The 14,932-nt window shown below is 72.2% G+C and carries 11 protein-coding genes; 8 read left to right on the top strand and 3 right to left on the bottom strand.

The window, feature by feature from the left end:
* Positions 1-142: 142 nt before the first annotated feature.
* The 3 genes from LCD33_RS08060 to LCD33_RS08050 all read left to right on the top strand — a co-directional run bounded on the left by LCD33_RS08060 (position 143) and on the right by LCD33_RS08050 (position 4,102).
* A complete protein-coding gene (locus tag LCD33_RS08060; protein ID WP_224956840.1) occupies positions 143-1,438 on the top strand; it encodes an MFS transporter in 1,296 nt (431 codons plus the stop codon).
* 246 nt (positions 1,439-1,684) lie between these two features.
* A complete protein-coding gene (locus tag LCD33_RS08055; protein WP_224956842.1) occupies positions 1,685-3,079 on the top strand; it encodes an APC family permease in 1,395 nt (464 codons plus the stop codon).
* Positions 3,080-3,181: 102 nt separating this feature from the next.
* Positions 3,182-4,102, top strand: a complete 921-nt coding sequence (locus LCD33_RS08050; RefSeq protein ID WP_224969004.1) for an aldose 1-epimerase family protein — start codon at positions 3,182-3,184, stop codon at positions 4,100-4,102.
* A gap of 279 nt (positions 4,103-4,381) precedes the next feature.
* Here the strand turns inward: LCD33_RS08050 and LCD33_RS08045 are convergent, their stop codons facing one another.
* Positions 4,382-5,608 carry an acyl-CoA dehydrogenase family protein gene (locus tag LCD33_RS08045; protein ID WP_224977673.1) on the bottom strand — a complete coding sequence of 409 codons (1,227 nt, stop codon included), beginning with the start codon at positions 5,606-5,608 and terminating at the stop codon, positions 4,382-4,384.
* A 146-nt stretch (positions 5,609-5,754) separates the two neighbouring features.
* Between LCD33_RS08045 and LCD33_RS08040 the strand changes: the two genes are divergently transcribed.
* The 4 genes from LCD33_RS08040 to LCD33_RS08025 all read left to right on the top strand — a co-directional run bounded on the left by LCD33_RS08040 (position 5,755) and on the right by LCD33_RS08025 (position 10,899).
* The gene (locus LCD33_RS08040) at positions 5,755-6,456 is read left to right on the top strand and encodes a TetR/AcrR family transcriptional regulator (RefSeq protein WP_224977671.1); all 702 of its coding nucleotides are present in this window, start codon (positions 5,755-5,757) and stop codon (positions 6,454-6,456) included.
* A gap of 110 nt (positions 6,457-6,566) precedes the next feature.
* Positions 6,567-7,499, top strand: coding sequence for a carbohydrate kinase (locus LCD33_RS08035; protein ID WP_224956850.1), 933 nt, complete (start codon positions 6,567-6,569; stop codon positions 7,497-7,499).
* 375 nt (positions 7,500-7,874) lie between these two features.
* Positions 7,875-9,179 (top strand): citrate synthase, encoded by a 1,305-nt coding sequence (locus LCD33_RS08030; protein ID WP_224956851.1) that lies wholly within the window; start codon positions 7,875-7,877, stop codon positions 9,177-9,179.
* A gap of 355 nt (positions 9,180-9,534) precedes the next feature.
* Positions 9,535-10,899, top strand: coding sequence for a deoxyribodipyrimidine photo-lyase (locus tag LCD33_RS08025; RefSeq protein ID WP_224977670.1), 1,365 nt, complete (start codon positions 9,535-9,537; stop codon positions 10,897-10,899).
* 220 nt (positions 10,900-11,119) lie between these two features.
* Here the strand turns inward: LCD33_RS08025 and LCD33_RS08020 are convergent, their stop codons facing one another.
* Entirely contained in the window at positions 11,120-11,854 is a 735-nt protein-coding gene (locus LCD33_RS08020; protein ID WP_224956853.1) for a hypothetical protein, read from the bottom strand.
* Positions 11,851-13,041, bottom strand: a complete 1,191-nt coding sequence (gene eccE / locus LCD33_RS08015) for a type VII secretion protein EccE (protein ID WP_224956854.1) — start codon at positions 13,039-13,041, stop codon at positions 11,851-11,853. The genes LCD33_RS08020 and eccE overlap by 4 nt, the downstream gene beginning before the upstream one ends.
* A gap of 87 nt (positions 13,042-13,128) precedes the next feature.
* Here eccE and eccB point away from each other — a divergent pair, with 87 nt between their 5' ends.
* Positions 13,129-14,904, top strand: coding sequence for a type VII secretion protein EccB (gene eccB / locus LCD33_RS08010; protein WP_308011246.1), 1,776 nt, complete (start codon positions 13,129-13,131; stop codon positions 14,902-14,904).
* The last annotated feature ends 28 nt before the right edge of the window (positions 14,905-14,932 follow it).

Raw genomic sequence — 14,932 nt, 5'->3', positions numbered from 1 at the left:
GCGGCGCGGAACCCCGCCCCCCCCCCGCCGTCGTGCGAACCGGTCGAAGGGGACGTCCGCGCACGTGATCGCCGGTGCGCGTGGTCGGCTGCGTCACAAGACCTGGTTTCCTTAGCCACGCTCATGGCTAGGCTGGCTCCTCGTGGACCAGCAGAGCGGCCGCGCGGAGCGGGAGCGGACCCGGCGATCCTGGCGATCGCTGCTCGGCAAGGTCGTCCTCGACACCCGGCCGCTCGGCTACCCCGCCTACCGGCGGCTGTGGACCTCCAGCATCGTCACCTCGGTCGGTGCCCAGTTCAGCGCCGTCGCGGTGCCCAAGCAGCTCTACGACCTCACCGGGAACTCCGCGTACGTCGGCCTCGCCGGGATCTTCGGCCTGGTGCCGCTGCTGGTGTTCGGGCTCTGGGGCGGCGCCGTCGCCGACACCGTGGACCGGCGGAAGCTGCTGCTGCTCACCAACAGCGGGCTCGCCGCGACGGCCGTGCTGCTGTGGCTGGTGGCCGCATCGGGCGTCGGTTCGGTGTGGCTGGTGCTGGTGCTGTTCGCGCTGCAGCAGACCTGCTTCGCGGTGAACATGCCGACCCGCAGCGCGGCCATCGCCCGGCTCATCCCGGCGCCGCTGCTGCCCTCGGCGCAGGCGCTGGGGTCCACCGTGTTCCAGCTCGGCGCGGTCATCGGGCCGCTGCTGGCCGGCGTGCTGCTGCCGGTGCTGGGCCTGTCCGTGCTGTACCTGGTGGACGCGGTGGCGCTGACCATCGCGGTGTGGGCGGTGTTCCGGTTGCCCGCGCTGCCGCCGCTGGCGGGGGCTCCGACGAAGGCCGGGCTGCGCTCGGTGGTCGACGGGTTCCGGTACCTGGGCACGCACCCGGTGCTGCTCACCTCGTTCCTGATGGACATCATCGCGATGGTGTTCGGCATGCCGCGGGCGCTGTTCCCGGAGCTCGCCGAACGCGTCTACGGCGACCCGCCGGGCGGCGGCGCGGCGCTGGGCTGGCTGTACGCGGCGATCCCGCTGGGCGCGTTCGCGTTCGGCGTGCTGTCCGGGTGGCTGCACCGGATCCTGCGCCACGGCGTCGGCGTCACCATCGGCGTCGTCGTGTGGGGCGTGGCCATCGTCGGGTTCGGGCTGTCCGACTCGCTGTGGCTGGGCGTGCTGTTCCTCGCCATCGGTGGCGGCGCCGACCTGGTGAGCATGGTGTACCGCAGCTCGATGCTGCAGGCCGCGGCGACCGACGAGATGCGCGGCCGCATCCAGGGCGTGTTCACCGTCGTCGTCGCGGGCGGCCCGCGGCTCGCCGACGTGCTGCACGGGTCGGGCGGTGCGGTGATCGGCGCGCAGACCGCGGTGGCGGCGGGCGGCGTGCTCGTGGTGGTGCTCGCGCTGGGCGCAGCGGTGCTCACGCCCTCGTTCTGGCGTTACCGCGCGCCGTCCGAGTGAGCCGCCCGCGGACTCCACCGGAAGGGATCAGCCGGGCCGCGGCACTGCGGGAACCGGTGACTATCCGGAGCCGGCCGCGCGGCTGAGCGTGTCCGGCCGGGGCCGTTCGGCTCAACGCGGTTCGGCCGACGAGCGGTTCCCGGTCCGGGGCCGATGCGCTGAGCGGGCCCGGTGCCGTCGACGGTGCACGCCGTCCACCAGGGGTGCTCCAAGATCACGTCGAACCACCCTGCACACTTTCCTGCCATGGCCAACGACACGACCATGAACGACGACGCGCCCGACGGTGCGCAGCCCGGCCTGAAGAAGGTCATGGGGCCGAAACTGCTCTTGTTCTTCGTAGTGGGCGACATCCTCGGGACCACGGTGTACTCCCTCACCGGCAAGGTCGCGGGCAAGGTCGGCGGCGCGTTGTGGATCCCGTTCGTGGTCGCCTTCGTCGTCGCGTTCCTCACCGCTTGCAGCTACCTGGAGCTGGTGGGCAAGTACCCGAAGGCGGGTGGGGCGCCCCTGTACGTGCACCGCGCGTTCGGCATCCACTTCGTCACCTTCATCATCGCGTTCGCCGTGATGTGCTCCGGGATCACCTCGGCGGCCTCCGCCGCGCAGGCGTTCAGCGGCAACTACCTGGAGGAGATCTTCCCCGGCGTGGGGCCGGTCGCGATCGTGGTGGCGCTTGCGTTCCTGGTGCTGCTCGCCCTGATCAACTTCAGGGGCGTGGGCGAGTCGGTGAAGATGAACGTCGTGCTCACCTGCGTGGAGCTCGGCGGCCTGGTCATCGTCATCCTGTTCGGCGCGGTCGCGCTGATCAGCGGCAGCAAGGACCCGGCGGTGGCGCCGGACCCGGGCCGGTTGCTGGAGTTCAACCCGGAGTCCAGCCCGCTGCTCGCGGTCACCTCCGCGACCGCGCTGGCGTTCTTCGCGATGGTCGGCTTCGAGGACTCGGTGAACATGGCCGAGGAGACCCGGAACCCGGCGAAGGTGTTCCCGCGCGCGCTGCTGCTGGGCCTGTCCATCACCGCGGGCATCTACCTGATCATCGCGGTGATCACCTCGACGCTGGTGCCGACCGATGAGCTGGCCGCCACCGACGCGCCGCTGCTGCTGGTCGTCAAGGCCGCCGCGCCCTGGTTCCCGCCGATCCTGTTCTCCATCATCGCGCTGTTCGCGGTCACCAACACCGCGCTGATCAACATGCTGATGGCGAGCCGCCTCGTCTACGGCATGTCGAACGAGCGGATCATCCCGTCCGTGTTCGGCCGCGTGCACCGCTCCCGGCAGACCCCGTGGGTCGCGATCCTGTTCACCAGCGTGCTGGCCGTGGTGCTGGTGAGCCTGCTGGACATCGAGGACCTGGGCAGCACCACCTCGCTGCTGCTGCTGGTCGTGTTCGCCATCGTCAACATCGCGGTGCTGGTGCTGCGCAAGGACGAGGTGGAGCACAAGCACTTCAAGGCCCCCACCTGGGTGCCCGTGCTGGGCGCGGTGCTGTGCCTGTTCTTCGCGAGCCCGCTGTCGGGCCGTCCCGTCGCCGAGTACCTGGTCGCCGCGGGCCTGCTGCTCATCGGCGTCGTGTTCTGGGGCGTGAACCGGGCGATCGCCGGCCGCGTCGACTTCGACCCGGACAAGCTCGCCAAGTAATCGCCGGACCGGAACCCCGTCCCCGCGGTGCGGAAGCACCCGTGGGGGCGGGGTTCTTCCGCGTCCGCACCGGGGTCGCCGGGCACGTTCTAGAGTGGCGGTGTGAATGATCTGGTCGCCGCCACCGGCAGGCAGTTCGAGATCGTCAGCGGCAGTGCGCGCGCCGTCGTCACCGAGGTCGGTGCGGCGCTGCGCCTGTTCGAAGTGGACGGGATCGCGTACTCCGAGACCTACGACGCCGACCAGCGGCCACCGGGCGGCGCAGGCGCGGTGCTGGTGCCGTGGCCGAACCGGGTCGCCGACGGACGCTGGACCCTGGAGCGGGAGCCGCAGCAGCTGGCGCTCACCGAACCGGACCGGCACAACGCGATCCACGGCCTGCTGCGGCACACCCCGTGGACCGTGGTCGAGCACGCCGAGTCGACGATCGTGCTGCACGCGATGGTGCCGGTGCAGCCGGGCTGGCCGGTGCCGCTGCTCACCTCCATCGGCTACTCGCTGGACGCGACGGGGCTGACCGTCACGCACACCGTGGAGAACCTCGGCAAGCGCGCCGTGCCGTTCGGCGTGGGCGTGCACCCGTACCCGCGCGCCGGGCTCGCCGAGACCGACGACTGCACGCTGCGGCTCGCGGCGTCCTCGGTGCTGCCGGTCGACCCGGAACGGCTGCTGCCGGTGCGGCCGCCGCGCGCGCTGGAGGGCGACGAGCAGGACTTCCGCCGCGGCCGCCGCCTCGCCGGGGTGCTGCTGGACACCGCGTTCGGCGGGGCCGCGCCGGATCCGGGCGATCCGCTGGTGCGGCACTCGTTGACCGACCCGGCCGGGCACGGCGTGGAGCTGTGGGCGGACCCGGTGTTCAAGTGGGTCCAGGTCTACACCAACGACGAGTTCCCGGGCCGCGGCCGGGCCGTCGCGATCGAGCCGATGACCTGCCCGCCGGACGCGCTGAACTCCGGCACCGACCTGATCACCCTCCCGCCCGGCGAGGACTGGATCGCCCAGTGGGGCCTCCGCCCGTTCTGATGCGGGATCCCCGCTCTCGTTGCTGAGGGGGTGGGGTGGCGGAACCTCAGCGGTTTCCTCGCTGCGGGATCTTTTTCGCAGGTGGCTCCGCCACATGCAAAAAAGCTGTCCTCGCGAGGAAACCGCTGAGAACCCGCGGATGGTCGTCTTGCTCTGGTGGTCGCCGCTCAGCGGCTTCGCCGCTGACAGGAAAACGGCGGAGCCTGCGGGTGGTCCGGTCGCTCGGGTGGTTTCTGCTCAGCGGCTTCGCCGCTGACGGGACACGGACGAACCGGTGGGTCAGCCCTTGGCGAGGTCGCGGGCGATGACCATGCGTTGGATCTGGTTGGTGCCCTCGAAGATCTGCAGCACCTTCGCCTCCCGCATGTACCGCTCGGCGGGGAAGTCGCGGGTGTAGCCGGCGCCGCCGAGGACCTGCACGGCGTCGGTGGTCACCTTCATCGCGGCGGGGGGGGGGGGGGGGGGGGGGGGGCCGCCGCCCCCCCCCCCCCCCCCCCCGCCGCGCGCCCCCCCCCCCCCCCCCGCGGGGCCCCCCCCCCCCCCCCCCCCCCCCCCCGCCTGCGTCCCGAACGGCCTGCCCGCGTCCCGGCGCCGCGCCCCGTCCAGGTAGGCGGCGCGGGCGGACTGCACGGCCGCGGCCATGTCGGCGAGCAGGAACTCGACGCCCTGGAACTCGATGATCGGCCGCCCGAACTGCTCGCGGCCCTTGGCGTAGTCGACGGCGAGGTCCAGCGCGGCCTGCGCGAGGCCGACGGCGCAGGCGGCGATGCCGAGCCGCCCGGAGTCCAGCGCGTTCAGCGCGATGGCCAGCCCGTGCCCTTCGCCGCCGAGCAACCGGTCCGCGGGCACCCGCGCGTCCTCGAACCGCAACTCGGTGGTGGGGGAGCCGGTGAGGCCCATCTTGCGCTCGGGCGGTGCCGCCGACAGCCCGGGCGTCGCGCCGTCCACGAGCAGGCAGCTGATGCCGCGCGGCCCGTCGTCGGAGGTGCGCGCCATCAGCGCGTAGAAGTCGGCGACCCCACCGTGCGTGATCCACGACTTGGTGCCGGTGACCCGGTACTCGTCGCCGTCCCGGTCGGCGCGGGTGCGCAGCGCGCCGGCGTCCGATCCGGCGTGCGCCTCGGACAGCGCGTAGCCGCCGAGCAGGTCGCCGCCGATCATCTCCGGCAGCCACCGGTCGCGCTGCTCGTCGGTGCCGTACCGGGCGAGCGGGTAGCAGGACATGGTGTGCACCGAGAGCCCGACGCCGACGGTCATCCAGGCGCTGCTGAGCTCTTCGAGCACCTGCAGGTAGACCTCGTAGGGCTGGCCTCCGCCGCCGTGCTCCTCCGGGTACGGCAGGCCGAGCAGCCCGGAGTCGCCGAGCAGCTGGAACGCCTTGCGCGGGAACAGTTCCCGTTCCTCGGCCCCGGCGGCGGCGGGGGCGAGCTCGTCGCGGGCGATCTCCGCGGTCAGCGCGAGCAGGTCGCTGGCTTCCTGGCTGGGCAGCAGTCGGTCGACGGCCATGGGCGGCGCTCCTGCGGGCTGTGGCGGGTGCGGAACATGCCAGTACTGAAAAGAGTACTGTGGGACTCGTCAGAGTACTGTCGCGCCGCGTCCGGCGCCAGGCCCGCCGACGCCCGCCGTTCCCGAGCTGTGGCAGTCTCACCCGCATGACTCCTCCCGAGCCGGTCGCCGCCGAGGCGAACGCGTCGCCGGGCCGCCGCCGGAGCGCGGGATCGCCGGAGCAGCGCCGCGCCGACCTGCTCGACCGGTTGTGCGCCCTGTTCCTCGCGGAGGGGTTCGCCCACTTCACCCTCGACGAGCTCGCCGCCCGGCTGCACTGCTCGAAGTCGACGCTCTACACGCTCGCCGGCAGCAAGGAGCAGCTCGCCGTCGCCGTCGTCGCCCGGTTCTTCAAGAACGCCACCGCCGACGTGGAGCGCGCCGTCGCCGAGGTCGACGACGTCCGCGCCCGGATGCGCACCTACCTCGACACCGCCGCGGCCAGGCTGCGCCCCGCCTCCCGGCGGTTCATGGCCGACATGGCCGCCAACCCGGCCACCCGCGCCACCTACCAGGCCAACGCCCGCGCCGCCGCCGAGAACATGCGCCGCTACATCCGCGACGGCGTCCGCGAAGGCGTGTTCCGCGAAGTGCACGCCGCGTTCGTCGCCGAGATGGTCAGCGGCACCATCGGTGCCATCCAGCGCGGCGAGATCGCCGAGCGCACCGGCCTGTCCGACGCGGAAGCCTTCGCCGAGCTGTCCCAGTTCCTGCTCGGCGGCCTGTTCGACCCGGCGGCCGGAGGTTCACGGATCGCCCCACCCCCGGCGGAGCACACTGGTCCCCGCCCCCCGACCGCCCGGCCGTAGCCGTCCGGCGCGGTCCCCGGCCCGAAACCTGGTCCGGAACGCCGAACCCGGCGGCCGGCCCGGTCGCGGAGCCGAGCAAGTCAGCACGGAAGCACCAGCACGGAGGAAACGTGATCGTCATCGGTGGAGAGGCCCTCGTCGACCTCGTCCCGGACGCCGCCACGCCAGGAGGCGAGCTCGGCCCGCTGCACCCCCGCCTCGGCGGCGGCCCGTACAACGTGGCGATCGCGCTGGGCCGCTTGGACGTGCCCGCCGGGTTCCACGCGACCCTGTCCACCGACCAGTTCGGCGACAAGCTGCTGGAACGCCTCGTCGAATCCGGGGTGAGCACCGAGCTGGTGCGCCGCGGCCCGGAACCGACGACGCTCGCCGTGGTCGGCCTCGCCGAGGACGGCTCGGCCCGCTACAGCTTCCACACCGAAGGCACCGCCGCCCGCTTCGTCGCCGACCCGGGCCCGCTGCCCGACGAGGTCACCGCCGTCTCCTTCGGCACCCTCGGCATGGTGCTCGAACCCGGCGCCACCGCGTACGAGGCGGTGCTGTTCCGCGAAGCCGAGCGCGGCCGGTTCGTGGCGCTGGACCCGAACATCCGCGCCGACCTCATCGGCGACCCGGAGGCGTACCGCAAGCGGTTCGAGGCCTGGCTGCCCTCCGTGCACCTGCTGAAGCTGTCGGTGGAGGACGCCGAGTGGCTGGCCGGGGACGAGGAGCTGGACGTCGCGCTGCGCCGATGGCAGCAGGCGGGCCCGGCCGGGCTGGTGCTCACCCGCGGTGCCGACGGGCTGGCCGCGCTGGTCGGTGACGGCGAGCTCGTCGAGGTGCCGGGCGTGCGGGCGCAGGTCGCCGACACCATCGGCGCGGGCGACACGGTGCACGGGGCGCTGCTGGCCTGGCTGCACCGCAACGACGCGCTGTCCCCGGCCGCGGTGCGGGCGCTCACCCACGACCAGTGGCGCGAAGCCCTCGGCTTCGCGGCCCGGGCCGCCGCCATCACCGTCTCCCGGCCCGGTGCCGAGCCGCCGACCACCGCCGAACTCGCCTGACCGGCCGCCCCGGCCCGTCGCGCGGCGGGTCGGGGGCGGGTCCGGGCATTCCGGGCGCCCCCGGGCCGGAGGAGCTCCGGCCCTGGGCCCCGCCGCGATCGGTTGCGGCAACCGGGTGCCGAGCGCGTGGCGTCCGGCCTGATCGGCGATGTGATCGTGGTCCCACCTGCCCAAAAGGGCTAACACGATTGCTGCGCGAGGGGCCTGGAGCGGTCTAGCGTGGCATCTGACAGGACCCCAACGGGGTGGTGCTGCGGCGGTCCGGAAACCCCGACCGGCGCATGCGCGCGACCGACCACGCTGCCCGAACACCACGGGAAGTGCGCAGTCGTCGGCGGAAGCGCCGCCCCCTTCACGAGCGCGAGAGGTTCCCGAATGCCCGACGACGCGACCGCCAAACGTACCGTCGCGCTGCGCTACGACGGTGGCGAGCACGAAATGCAGGTGACGGAGCCGACCGAGGGCTCCGCCGGTGTGGATCTCGGGAAGCTGCTGGCCCAGACCGGTTTGGTGACGCTGGACCCGGGTTTCGTCAACACCGCCGCCTGCAAGTCCGACATCACCTACATCGACGGTGACGCGGGCATCCTGCGCTACCGCGGCTACCCCATCGAGGAGCTGGCCGCCAAGTCCAACTTCATCGAGGTCAGCTACCTGCTGATCTACGGTGAGCTGCCCACGCAGGCGCAGTACGACGACTTCGCCGACCGGATCCAGCGGCACACCCTGCTGCACGAGGACCTCAAGCAGTTCTTCGACGGCTTCCCCCGCGACGCGCACCCGATGCCGGTGCTGTCGTCGGCGGTGTCGGCGCTGTCGACCTTCTACCAGGACAGCCTGGACCCGTTCGACCAGAACCAGGTCGAGCTGTCCACGGTGCGCCTGCTGGCGAAGCTGCCGACGATCGCGGCCTACGCCTACAAGAAGTCCGTGGGGCAGCCGTTCCTGTACCCGGACAACTCGCTGGGCCTGGTGGAGAACTTCCTGCGGATGACCTTCGGGTTCCCCGCCGAGCCCTACGAGGTCGACCCGGCGCTGACCCGCGCCCTCGACCTGCTGTTCATCCTGCACGCCGACCACGAGCAGAACTGCTCCACCTCCACGGTGCGCATGGTGGGCTCCTCCGAGGCGAACCTGTTCGCCTCGATCTCCGCGGGCATCAACGCCCTGTTCGGCCCGCTGCACGGCGGCGCGAACAGTGCGGTGCTGGAGATGCTGGAGGGCATCCACGCCAACGGCGGCGACGTCGACTCGTTCGTCGAGCGGGTCAAGAACAAGGAGCCCGGCGTCAAGCTGATGGGCTTCGGGCACCGGGTCTACAAGAACTACGACCCGCGCGCGGCGATCATCAAGAAGACCGCCGACGAGGTGCTCGGCAAGCTCGGCGCGAACGACCCGCTGCTGGAGATCGCGCTCAAGCTGGAGGAGAAGGCGCTGGCCGACGACTACTTCGTCGAGCGCAAGCTCTACCCGAACGTCGACTTCTACACCGGCCTGATCTACAAGGCGATGGGCTTCCCGACGAAGTACTTCACCGTTCTGTTCGCGCTCGGCCGCCTGCCCGGCTGGATCGCGCACTGGCGGGAGATGCTGGAGGACCCGGCCCGCAAGATCAGCCGTCCGCGCCAGGTGTACACCGGTGCGGCGGAGCGCTCCTACCGGTCCATCGGCGAGCGCTGAGGGCCCGCACCGCCGGGGGCGCCCGATGAGCCGTGCGGGCTCGACGGGATCCGTCCACGGCGGAGCTGAATCGAAAGCTGAATCGACCTAGCGGCTCCGGCCGCGGCGGGTATCGGCCCGTCGTCCCGCCCAGGCCCCGGTGTCCGGCTCCTCGCCGGCCGCTGCGCCGACTCGTGTCGGCCTCCCCTGTGGCTGCGCCGACTCGTGTCGGCCTCCCCTGTGGCTGCGCCGACTCGTGTCGGCCTTCCTGGTGGGTGCTGCGCCGACTCGTGTCGGCTTCCCACCAGCACGGTGCCCGACTCGTGCCGGGTTCGCGCTCGGCCTCCGGCGGGCGCGGTGCGTAGGGTCGTCGGGCATGAGCGCACCTGCCGTCCTGTGGTTCCGGCGCGATCTGCGGGTCCGCGACCACCCGGCGCTGGCCGCCGCGGCCCGCGACGGCCGCCGGGTGATCGGGGTGTTCGTGCTGGACGAGGCGCTGCTCGCGCCCGCGGGCCCGCCCCGCCGCACCTTCCTGTACCGCTGCCTGCGAGAGCTCGACGCGAGCCTCGGTGGTCGGCTGCTGGTGCTGCGCGGTGCTCCGGCGCAGGTGCTGCCGGAGCTCGTCGCGGAGGCCGGCGCCGGTTCGGTGCACGTCTCCGCCGACACCGGGCCCTACGGCCGGGAGCGCGACGAGCGGGTGCGGGACGCGCTCGGCGAGGTCGAGTGGGTCGCCACCGGTTCGCCGTACGCGGTCACCCCGGGGCGCGTCACCAAGCGGGACGGCACCGCCTACCAGGTGTTCACCCCGTTCCGGCGCGCCTGGGACGAGCACGGCAGGCCCGCGCCCGCGGACACCGACGGGTCCACGGCGAACTGGCTGCTGCCGCGGAAGGTGCGCGCCGCCGGGATCCCCGCGGACGAGGACCTGGGCGGTGTCGTGCTGCCACCGGCGGGGGAGCGGGCCGCGCTGGAGCGCTGGGACGACTTCTGCGCTTCCGCGCTCACCGGCTACGACCGGGACCGGGACCGGCCGGACCGCGCGGGCACCAGCCGGATGTCGCCGTACCTGAAGTGGGGCTGCGTGCACCCGCGCACCCTGCTCGCCGACCTGGCCGGCGAGGTCGGGGACGGTGCGAGCAGCTACCGGAACGAGCTGGCGTTCCGCGACTTCTACGCGGACGTGCTGTGGCACCGCCCGGACAGCGCCCGGCACAACTTCGACACCCGCTACGACCGGATCCGGCTGGACACCGACGCCGACGCCTGGGACCGGTTCGGCGAGTGGTGCGCGGGCCGCACCGGGTTCCCGATCGTGGACGCGGGGATGCGGCAGCTGCTCGCGGAGGGCTGGATGCACAACCGGGTGCGGATGGTGGTGGCGAGCTTCCTGGTGAAGGACCTGCACCTGCCGTGGTGGTGGGGCGCCCGGCACTTCATGCGGCACCTGGTGGACGGGGACCTCGCCTCGAACCAGCACGGCTGGCAGTGGGCCGCGGGTTCCGGCACCGACGCCGCCCCCTACTTCCGGGTCTTCAACCCGATCACCCAGGGCACCCGGTTCGACCCGGACGGCGCGTACGTCCGCGAGCACGTCCCCGAGCTGCGCGACCTGGATGCGAAGAGCACCCACCGGCCGTGGACCCTGCCGGACGGTCCGCCGAACGGGTACCCGCCGCCGATCGTCGAGCACGGCGTCGAACGGCAGGAGGCGCTGGCCCGCTACGGCGAGATCAAGAACTGACCTCCCCGGCGCGGAACGGCCCGCACCCCGATGGGGGATGCGGGCCGTTCCGAACGTCGTCCTAGCCGGTCAGCGGCGAAGCCCCTGACCGCCCGTCTCCGAACCTGCCCGGCGGGTCGTGTCCGTCTTCCTGTCAGCGGCGAAGCCGCTGAGCTGCCGACCGAGCACGCAACCGGACACCCGAGCTCCTCGCACCCCGAGTTCGAAGACCGTCGCGTGATCAGTCGCCGCGGCGGATGGGGCCGAGGATCTCCCGTTCCTTGGCGCCGGTGACCAGCGTGATCGGCTCCCACAGGTTGTCCCCGAGGGCGATCACCCCGTCGTCCTTGAGCTGGGTGAGGTGCTGGATCTGCTGCTGCCCGAAGTACCAGAACCGCGCCGCCAGCTGCGCCTGCTGCAACGGCAGGCGCTGCAGCAGGATCAGGTCGGCGGTGTTGGTGGCCGCACCGCTGCCCGCCTGCGGGTGCAGGTAGGGCAGCACGTACATGGTGGTCTGCCACGGGACGCGCGGCGGGAACATCTCCTGCGGCACCGCGCCGCCGTCGTGGATCAGCAGCAGCGGTGACTCCTCGGTGACCCGGGGAACGTCGTAGGGGGCGAGCTTGCGCAGGCTCACCACCGGGACCGGCTTGCCGTCGGGGGTGAGCCCCGCGGCCCGCTCCAGCACCCGCCACGCGCCGGGGCGGCCGGTGACCACGTGCACCCAGGCGCCCGCGGCCATGGCGCGCAGCGCGATCTGCCGCGCCAGGTACAGGCCGCCGACGGTGACCATGCGGGTCGGTTCGGGCCGCAGGATCGACGCCGTCAGCGGCTCCCCGGTCGGCCCGGCGCCGATGATCATCCCGCCGCGGTCGCCGGGCGGGCTCACCAGGTCCAGCATCTCCGGCCGCACCAGGAACTCCGGCGCGGTCCCGGTGCTGTTGCCGGGGGTGTCGAGGGTTCGCGTCCGGCTCATGCCGCACCTCCCAGGGGCAGCGTTCCGGTCAGGCCCGCCAGCTGCATCCCGCGCAGCGGGGTGAGCGTCAGGTTGAGCTTGTTGCTGATGGCCCGCAGCTGGTGGTCCGCGGAGTTCAGCGCCTCCGGGGTGCGGCCGCTGATCCGCACCAGGCCGCGCAGCCCCACCTCGCCGTCCTCACCGGACGGTGCGATGGACAGCGCGATGCTGATGGACCGGCCGCGAACTCCGGTCAGCGCGTTGATGCCGTCGGTCATCCGGTTCGGCCAGCCGGTGATGGCGTAGCTGGCGTGCCGGTAGTTGTCGGCGATGACCCCGCTCCACCGCTCCCGCAACCCGATGGGCCGCTGCGAACCGAGCGCGTCCTGCAGCTCGGCGGAGGAGATGCCCGCCTGCAGCAGTTCGTCCGGGTCCAGCGGCCGGGCCGAAATGCCCTGGCTCGCCAGCGCGTTGCGCACTCGGGACAGCGCGCCGATCAGCGCCCGGTGCGCGCCGACGACCCCGCCGCCGCGTTCGCCGACGGCCTTCGCGCAGGTCTGCGGGTCCAGCCGCACGGCGACCCAGGTGGTGCGGCGTGCGGCGGCGGAGGAGGTCCCCATCAGTTCCAGGTAGGAGTTCAGCGCGGGCGAATCCGGCAGCAGCGCGGCACTTCCCGGGTAGCAGTGCCAGATCACCTGGATCGCGTCGAGCACCACGCCGCGGTCCTCCAGGCACGGCGTCAGCACGCCCAGCGGCAGGTTCGTCGCCTTGTCCGGGTTGCTGATCAGCGGCGGCGTCGGGTCCACCATGAGCACCGCGGTCCACTTGCCGTTGTGCCAGGACAAACCGACCGGGTTGCGGTCGTGGTCCTGGCCGCGCGCGACGACGAGGTCCTCGACCAGGATCCGCAGCAGCGCCACCCGGTGGTTCTCGTCGGGACCGATGATGCCGTCACCGTTGCGGTCCTCGACGAATTCGCTGACGTCCTCGGACGGCGGGACGGAACGGCGGATGTGGCTGCGCGTGCGGTATTCCAGGACGAGCCCGAACCACTGGGTGAACCAGCGGCCGCGCCTGCGCAGCAGCGCGATGATCAGCGCGAGCGCGACGACGCCCGCGGACACCGGCCACAGCATCTCGTTGAGCAGCACCAGGATCAGGCCGAGTGCCAGGCCGACCTCGATGACGACGATGTTGGCCACCGGCATCGCCCCGAGGCTGGCACCGACCGTGCGACGCCGCGCTCGGATGCGCGTGCGAGCACCGCCGGTACCGGAGGCGTTCGGCTGGGCCGGATGTTGCGTGCTGACGGACATCCGTTCGGTCTCTTCCCCTCGCAGGTAGTGCGCGCACGGGCGCGCCAACCAGGTCGTTCGGCAGCCGTTCCAAGAGTTTGCGGAAGGGTTCCGTCGAACCGGACCCGTGCGGCGCCCCTCTCCGGCTATCCTGCGGAACCGTACCTCGGACGGGAGAGCTGTAGGCGAAGAATGGCATCAACACCCACAACGAAGTCACAGGTTCAGGCGTACCAGTTCGTCCTTCGCCGCATGGAATCGGCGTTGGTGCGCAAAGACGCGGTGATGCTGCACGACCCGATGGGCTCGCACAAGCGCGCCACCATCGCCGGTGCCATCCTCGCCTGCATCGGGCTGATCGGGTTCCTCGTCTGGGGCTTGTTCGGCGGGAAGGGGTCGATCCCCGAACCGGGCAACATCGTCATCGGCAAGGACAGCGGCAGCGTGTACGTCGTCACCGCGGACGACGCCGCGCAGAAGCGGCTGATCCCGATGCTGAACATGGCGTCCGCGAAGCTGCTGGTGATGGCGCAGGGCGGCGGCCAGGGCGGGCAACCCGTCGAGGCGACCACGGTGAAGGAGTCGGCGCTGGCGGACTTCCCGCGCGGCCCGCGCACCGGAATGGTCAACGCCCCCAACTACTTGCCCGCGGCGAACAACGTCGCCGAGCCCGCGTGGGCGATCTGCGACGTCGGGCAGGTCCGGGACAACCTCGGCAGCGAGGCCCGGACCCAGCGCGCGACGAAGGTGGAGACCACCGTCATCGGCGGCGACGCGGACCACGGCGTCGAGCTCAAACCCGACGAGTCGCTGTTCGTGCAGGACCAGAGCTCCGGGCAGGAGTACCTGATCTACCGGGTGGAGGACCTGCCGGGCCGGCCGCACACCAAGGTCGTCAAGGCGCAGGTGGACCGCTCCGAGCAGGCCGTGATGGACCTCTACGGGCTCAACGGGGTGGTTCCGCGGACCATCACCACGAACATGCTGAACTCGGTGCCGGACGCGCCGCCGTTGCAGATCCCGGACGCGCCCAGCGGCACCGTGGACTACATGCAGAACCCGTACGACTCCGGTGACGTGGTCAAGCAGACCGTCGCCGGGGCGCCGGACAAGTACTTCGCGCTGCTGCCCGAGGGCAAGCAGGAGATCAGCGCCGGTGCGGCCGCGGTGCTGCACGCCAGCAAGCGCGGCAGCCAGGAGATCCCGAACTCCACCGGCACCATCACCGACGCGAAGACCGCGGAGGCGCAGCGCCTCGACATGGACTCGTTCCCGACGGTCGTGCCGCACCCGCTGTCCTTCCAGCAGGCGCCCACGTCCTGCCTCAGCTGGCACAACGTCGGCGGCGAGCACCACGTCACGGTCACCGTCGGCAAGGACGCCCCCACGAAGACCGCCCCGGTGAAGCTGGCCCAGCACGACGGGACCGGCCCGAAGGTGGACTTCTTCTACATGCCCGCCGGGAAGGCGGCCGTGGTGCGCGGCGCGTCCAACGAGGCCGGTGCCGACTCGGCCCCGATCTACCTGGTGTCCGACCAGGGCGTGATCTACGGGATCAAGGACGGCGCGACCGCGCAGGGGCTCGGCGTGGTGACCAACCCGGGTGCGTTGCAGGCCGGTCCGTCCGGGATCCTGCGGTCGCTGCCGAAGGGCGATCTGCTCGACCCGGCGCAGGCCAGCTACGTGTACGACTCCGTCCCGGTCCCGCCGGGCGGCGTGAACCGGCCGCCGCCGAACCCGCAGGCGCAGCAGCAGTCCGGCAGCACCGGCGGCTGACGGCTCCTCCCGCGAGGTCAACGGCCCG

The sequence above is a fragment of the Saccharopolyspora sp. 7B genome (assembly GCF_020177435.1).
GTDB classification, from domain to species: domain Bacteria; phylum Actinomycetota; class Actinomycetes; order Mycobacteriales; family Pseudonocardiaceae; genus Saccharopolyspora_C; species Saccharopolyspora_C gregorii.
Note: the sequence above shows the minus strand (reverse complement) of the source record. Positions and strands in the feature narration are given on the sequence as shown.

Coding starts and splice junctions, on each gene's coding strand:
- LCD33_RS08055 (WP_224956842.1), top strand. CDS start 1,685: ATGGCCAACGACACGACCATGAACGACGACGCGCCCGACGGTGCGCAG.
- LCD33_RS08045 (WP_224977673.1), bottom strand. CDS start 5,608: ATGGCCGTCGACCGACTGCTGCCCAGCCAGGAAGCCAGCGACCTGCTC.
- LCD33_RS08040 (WP_224977671.1), top strand. CDS start 5,755: ATGACTCCTCCCGAGCCGGTCGCCGCCGAGGCGAACGCGTCGCCGGGC.
- LCD33_RS08030 (WP_224956851.1), top strand. CDS start 7,875: ATGCCCGACGACGCGACCGCCAAACGTACCGTCGCGCTGCGCTACGAC.
- LCD33_RS08025 (WP_224977670.1), top strand. CDS start 9,535: ATGAGCGCACCTGCCGTCCTGTGGTTCCGGCGCGATCTGCGGGTCCGC.
- LCD33_RS08020 (WP_224956853.1), bottom strand. CDS start 11,854: ATGAGCCGGACGCGAACCCTCGACACCCCCGGCAACAGCACCGGGACC.
- eccE (WP_224956854.1), bottom strand. CDS start 13,041: ATGCCGGTGGCCAACATCGTCGTCATCGAGGTCGGCCTGGCACTCGGC.
- eccB (WP_308011246.1), top strand. CDS start 13,129: ATGTTGCGTGCTGACGGACATCCGTTCGGTCTCTTCCCCTCGCAGGTA.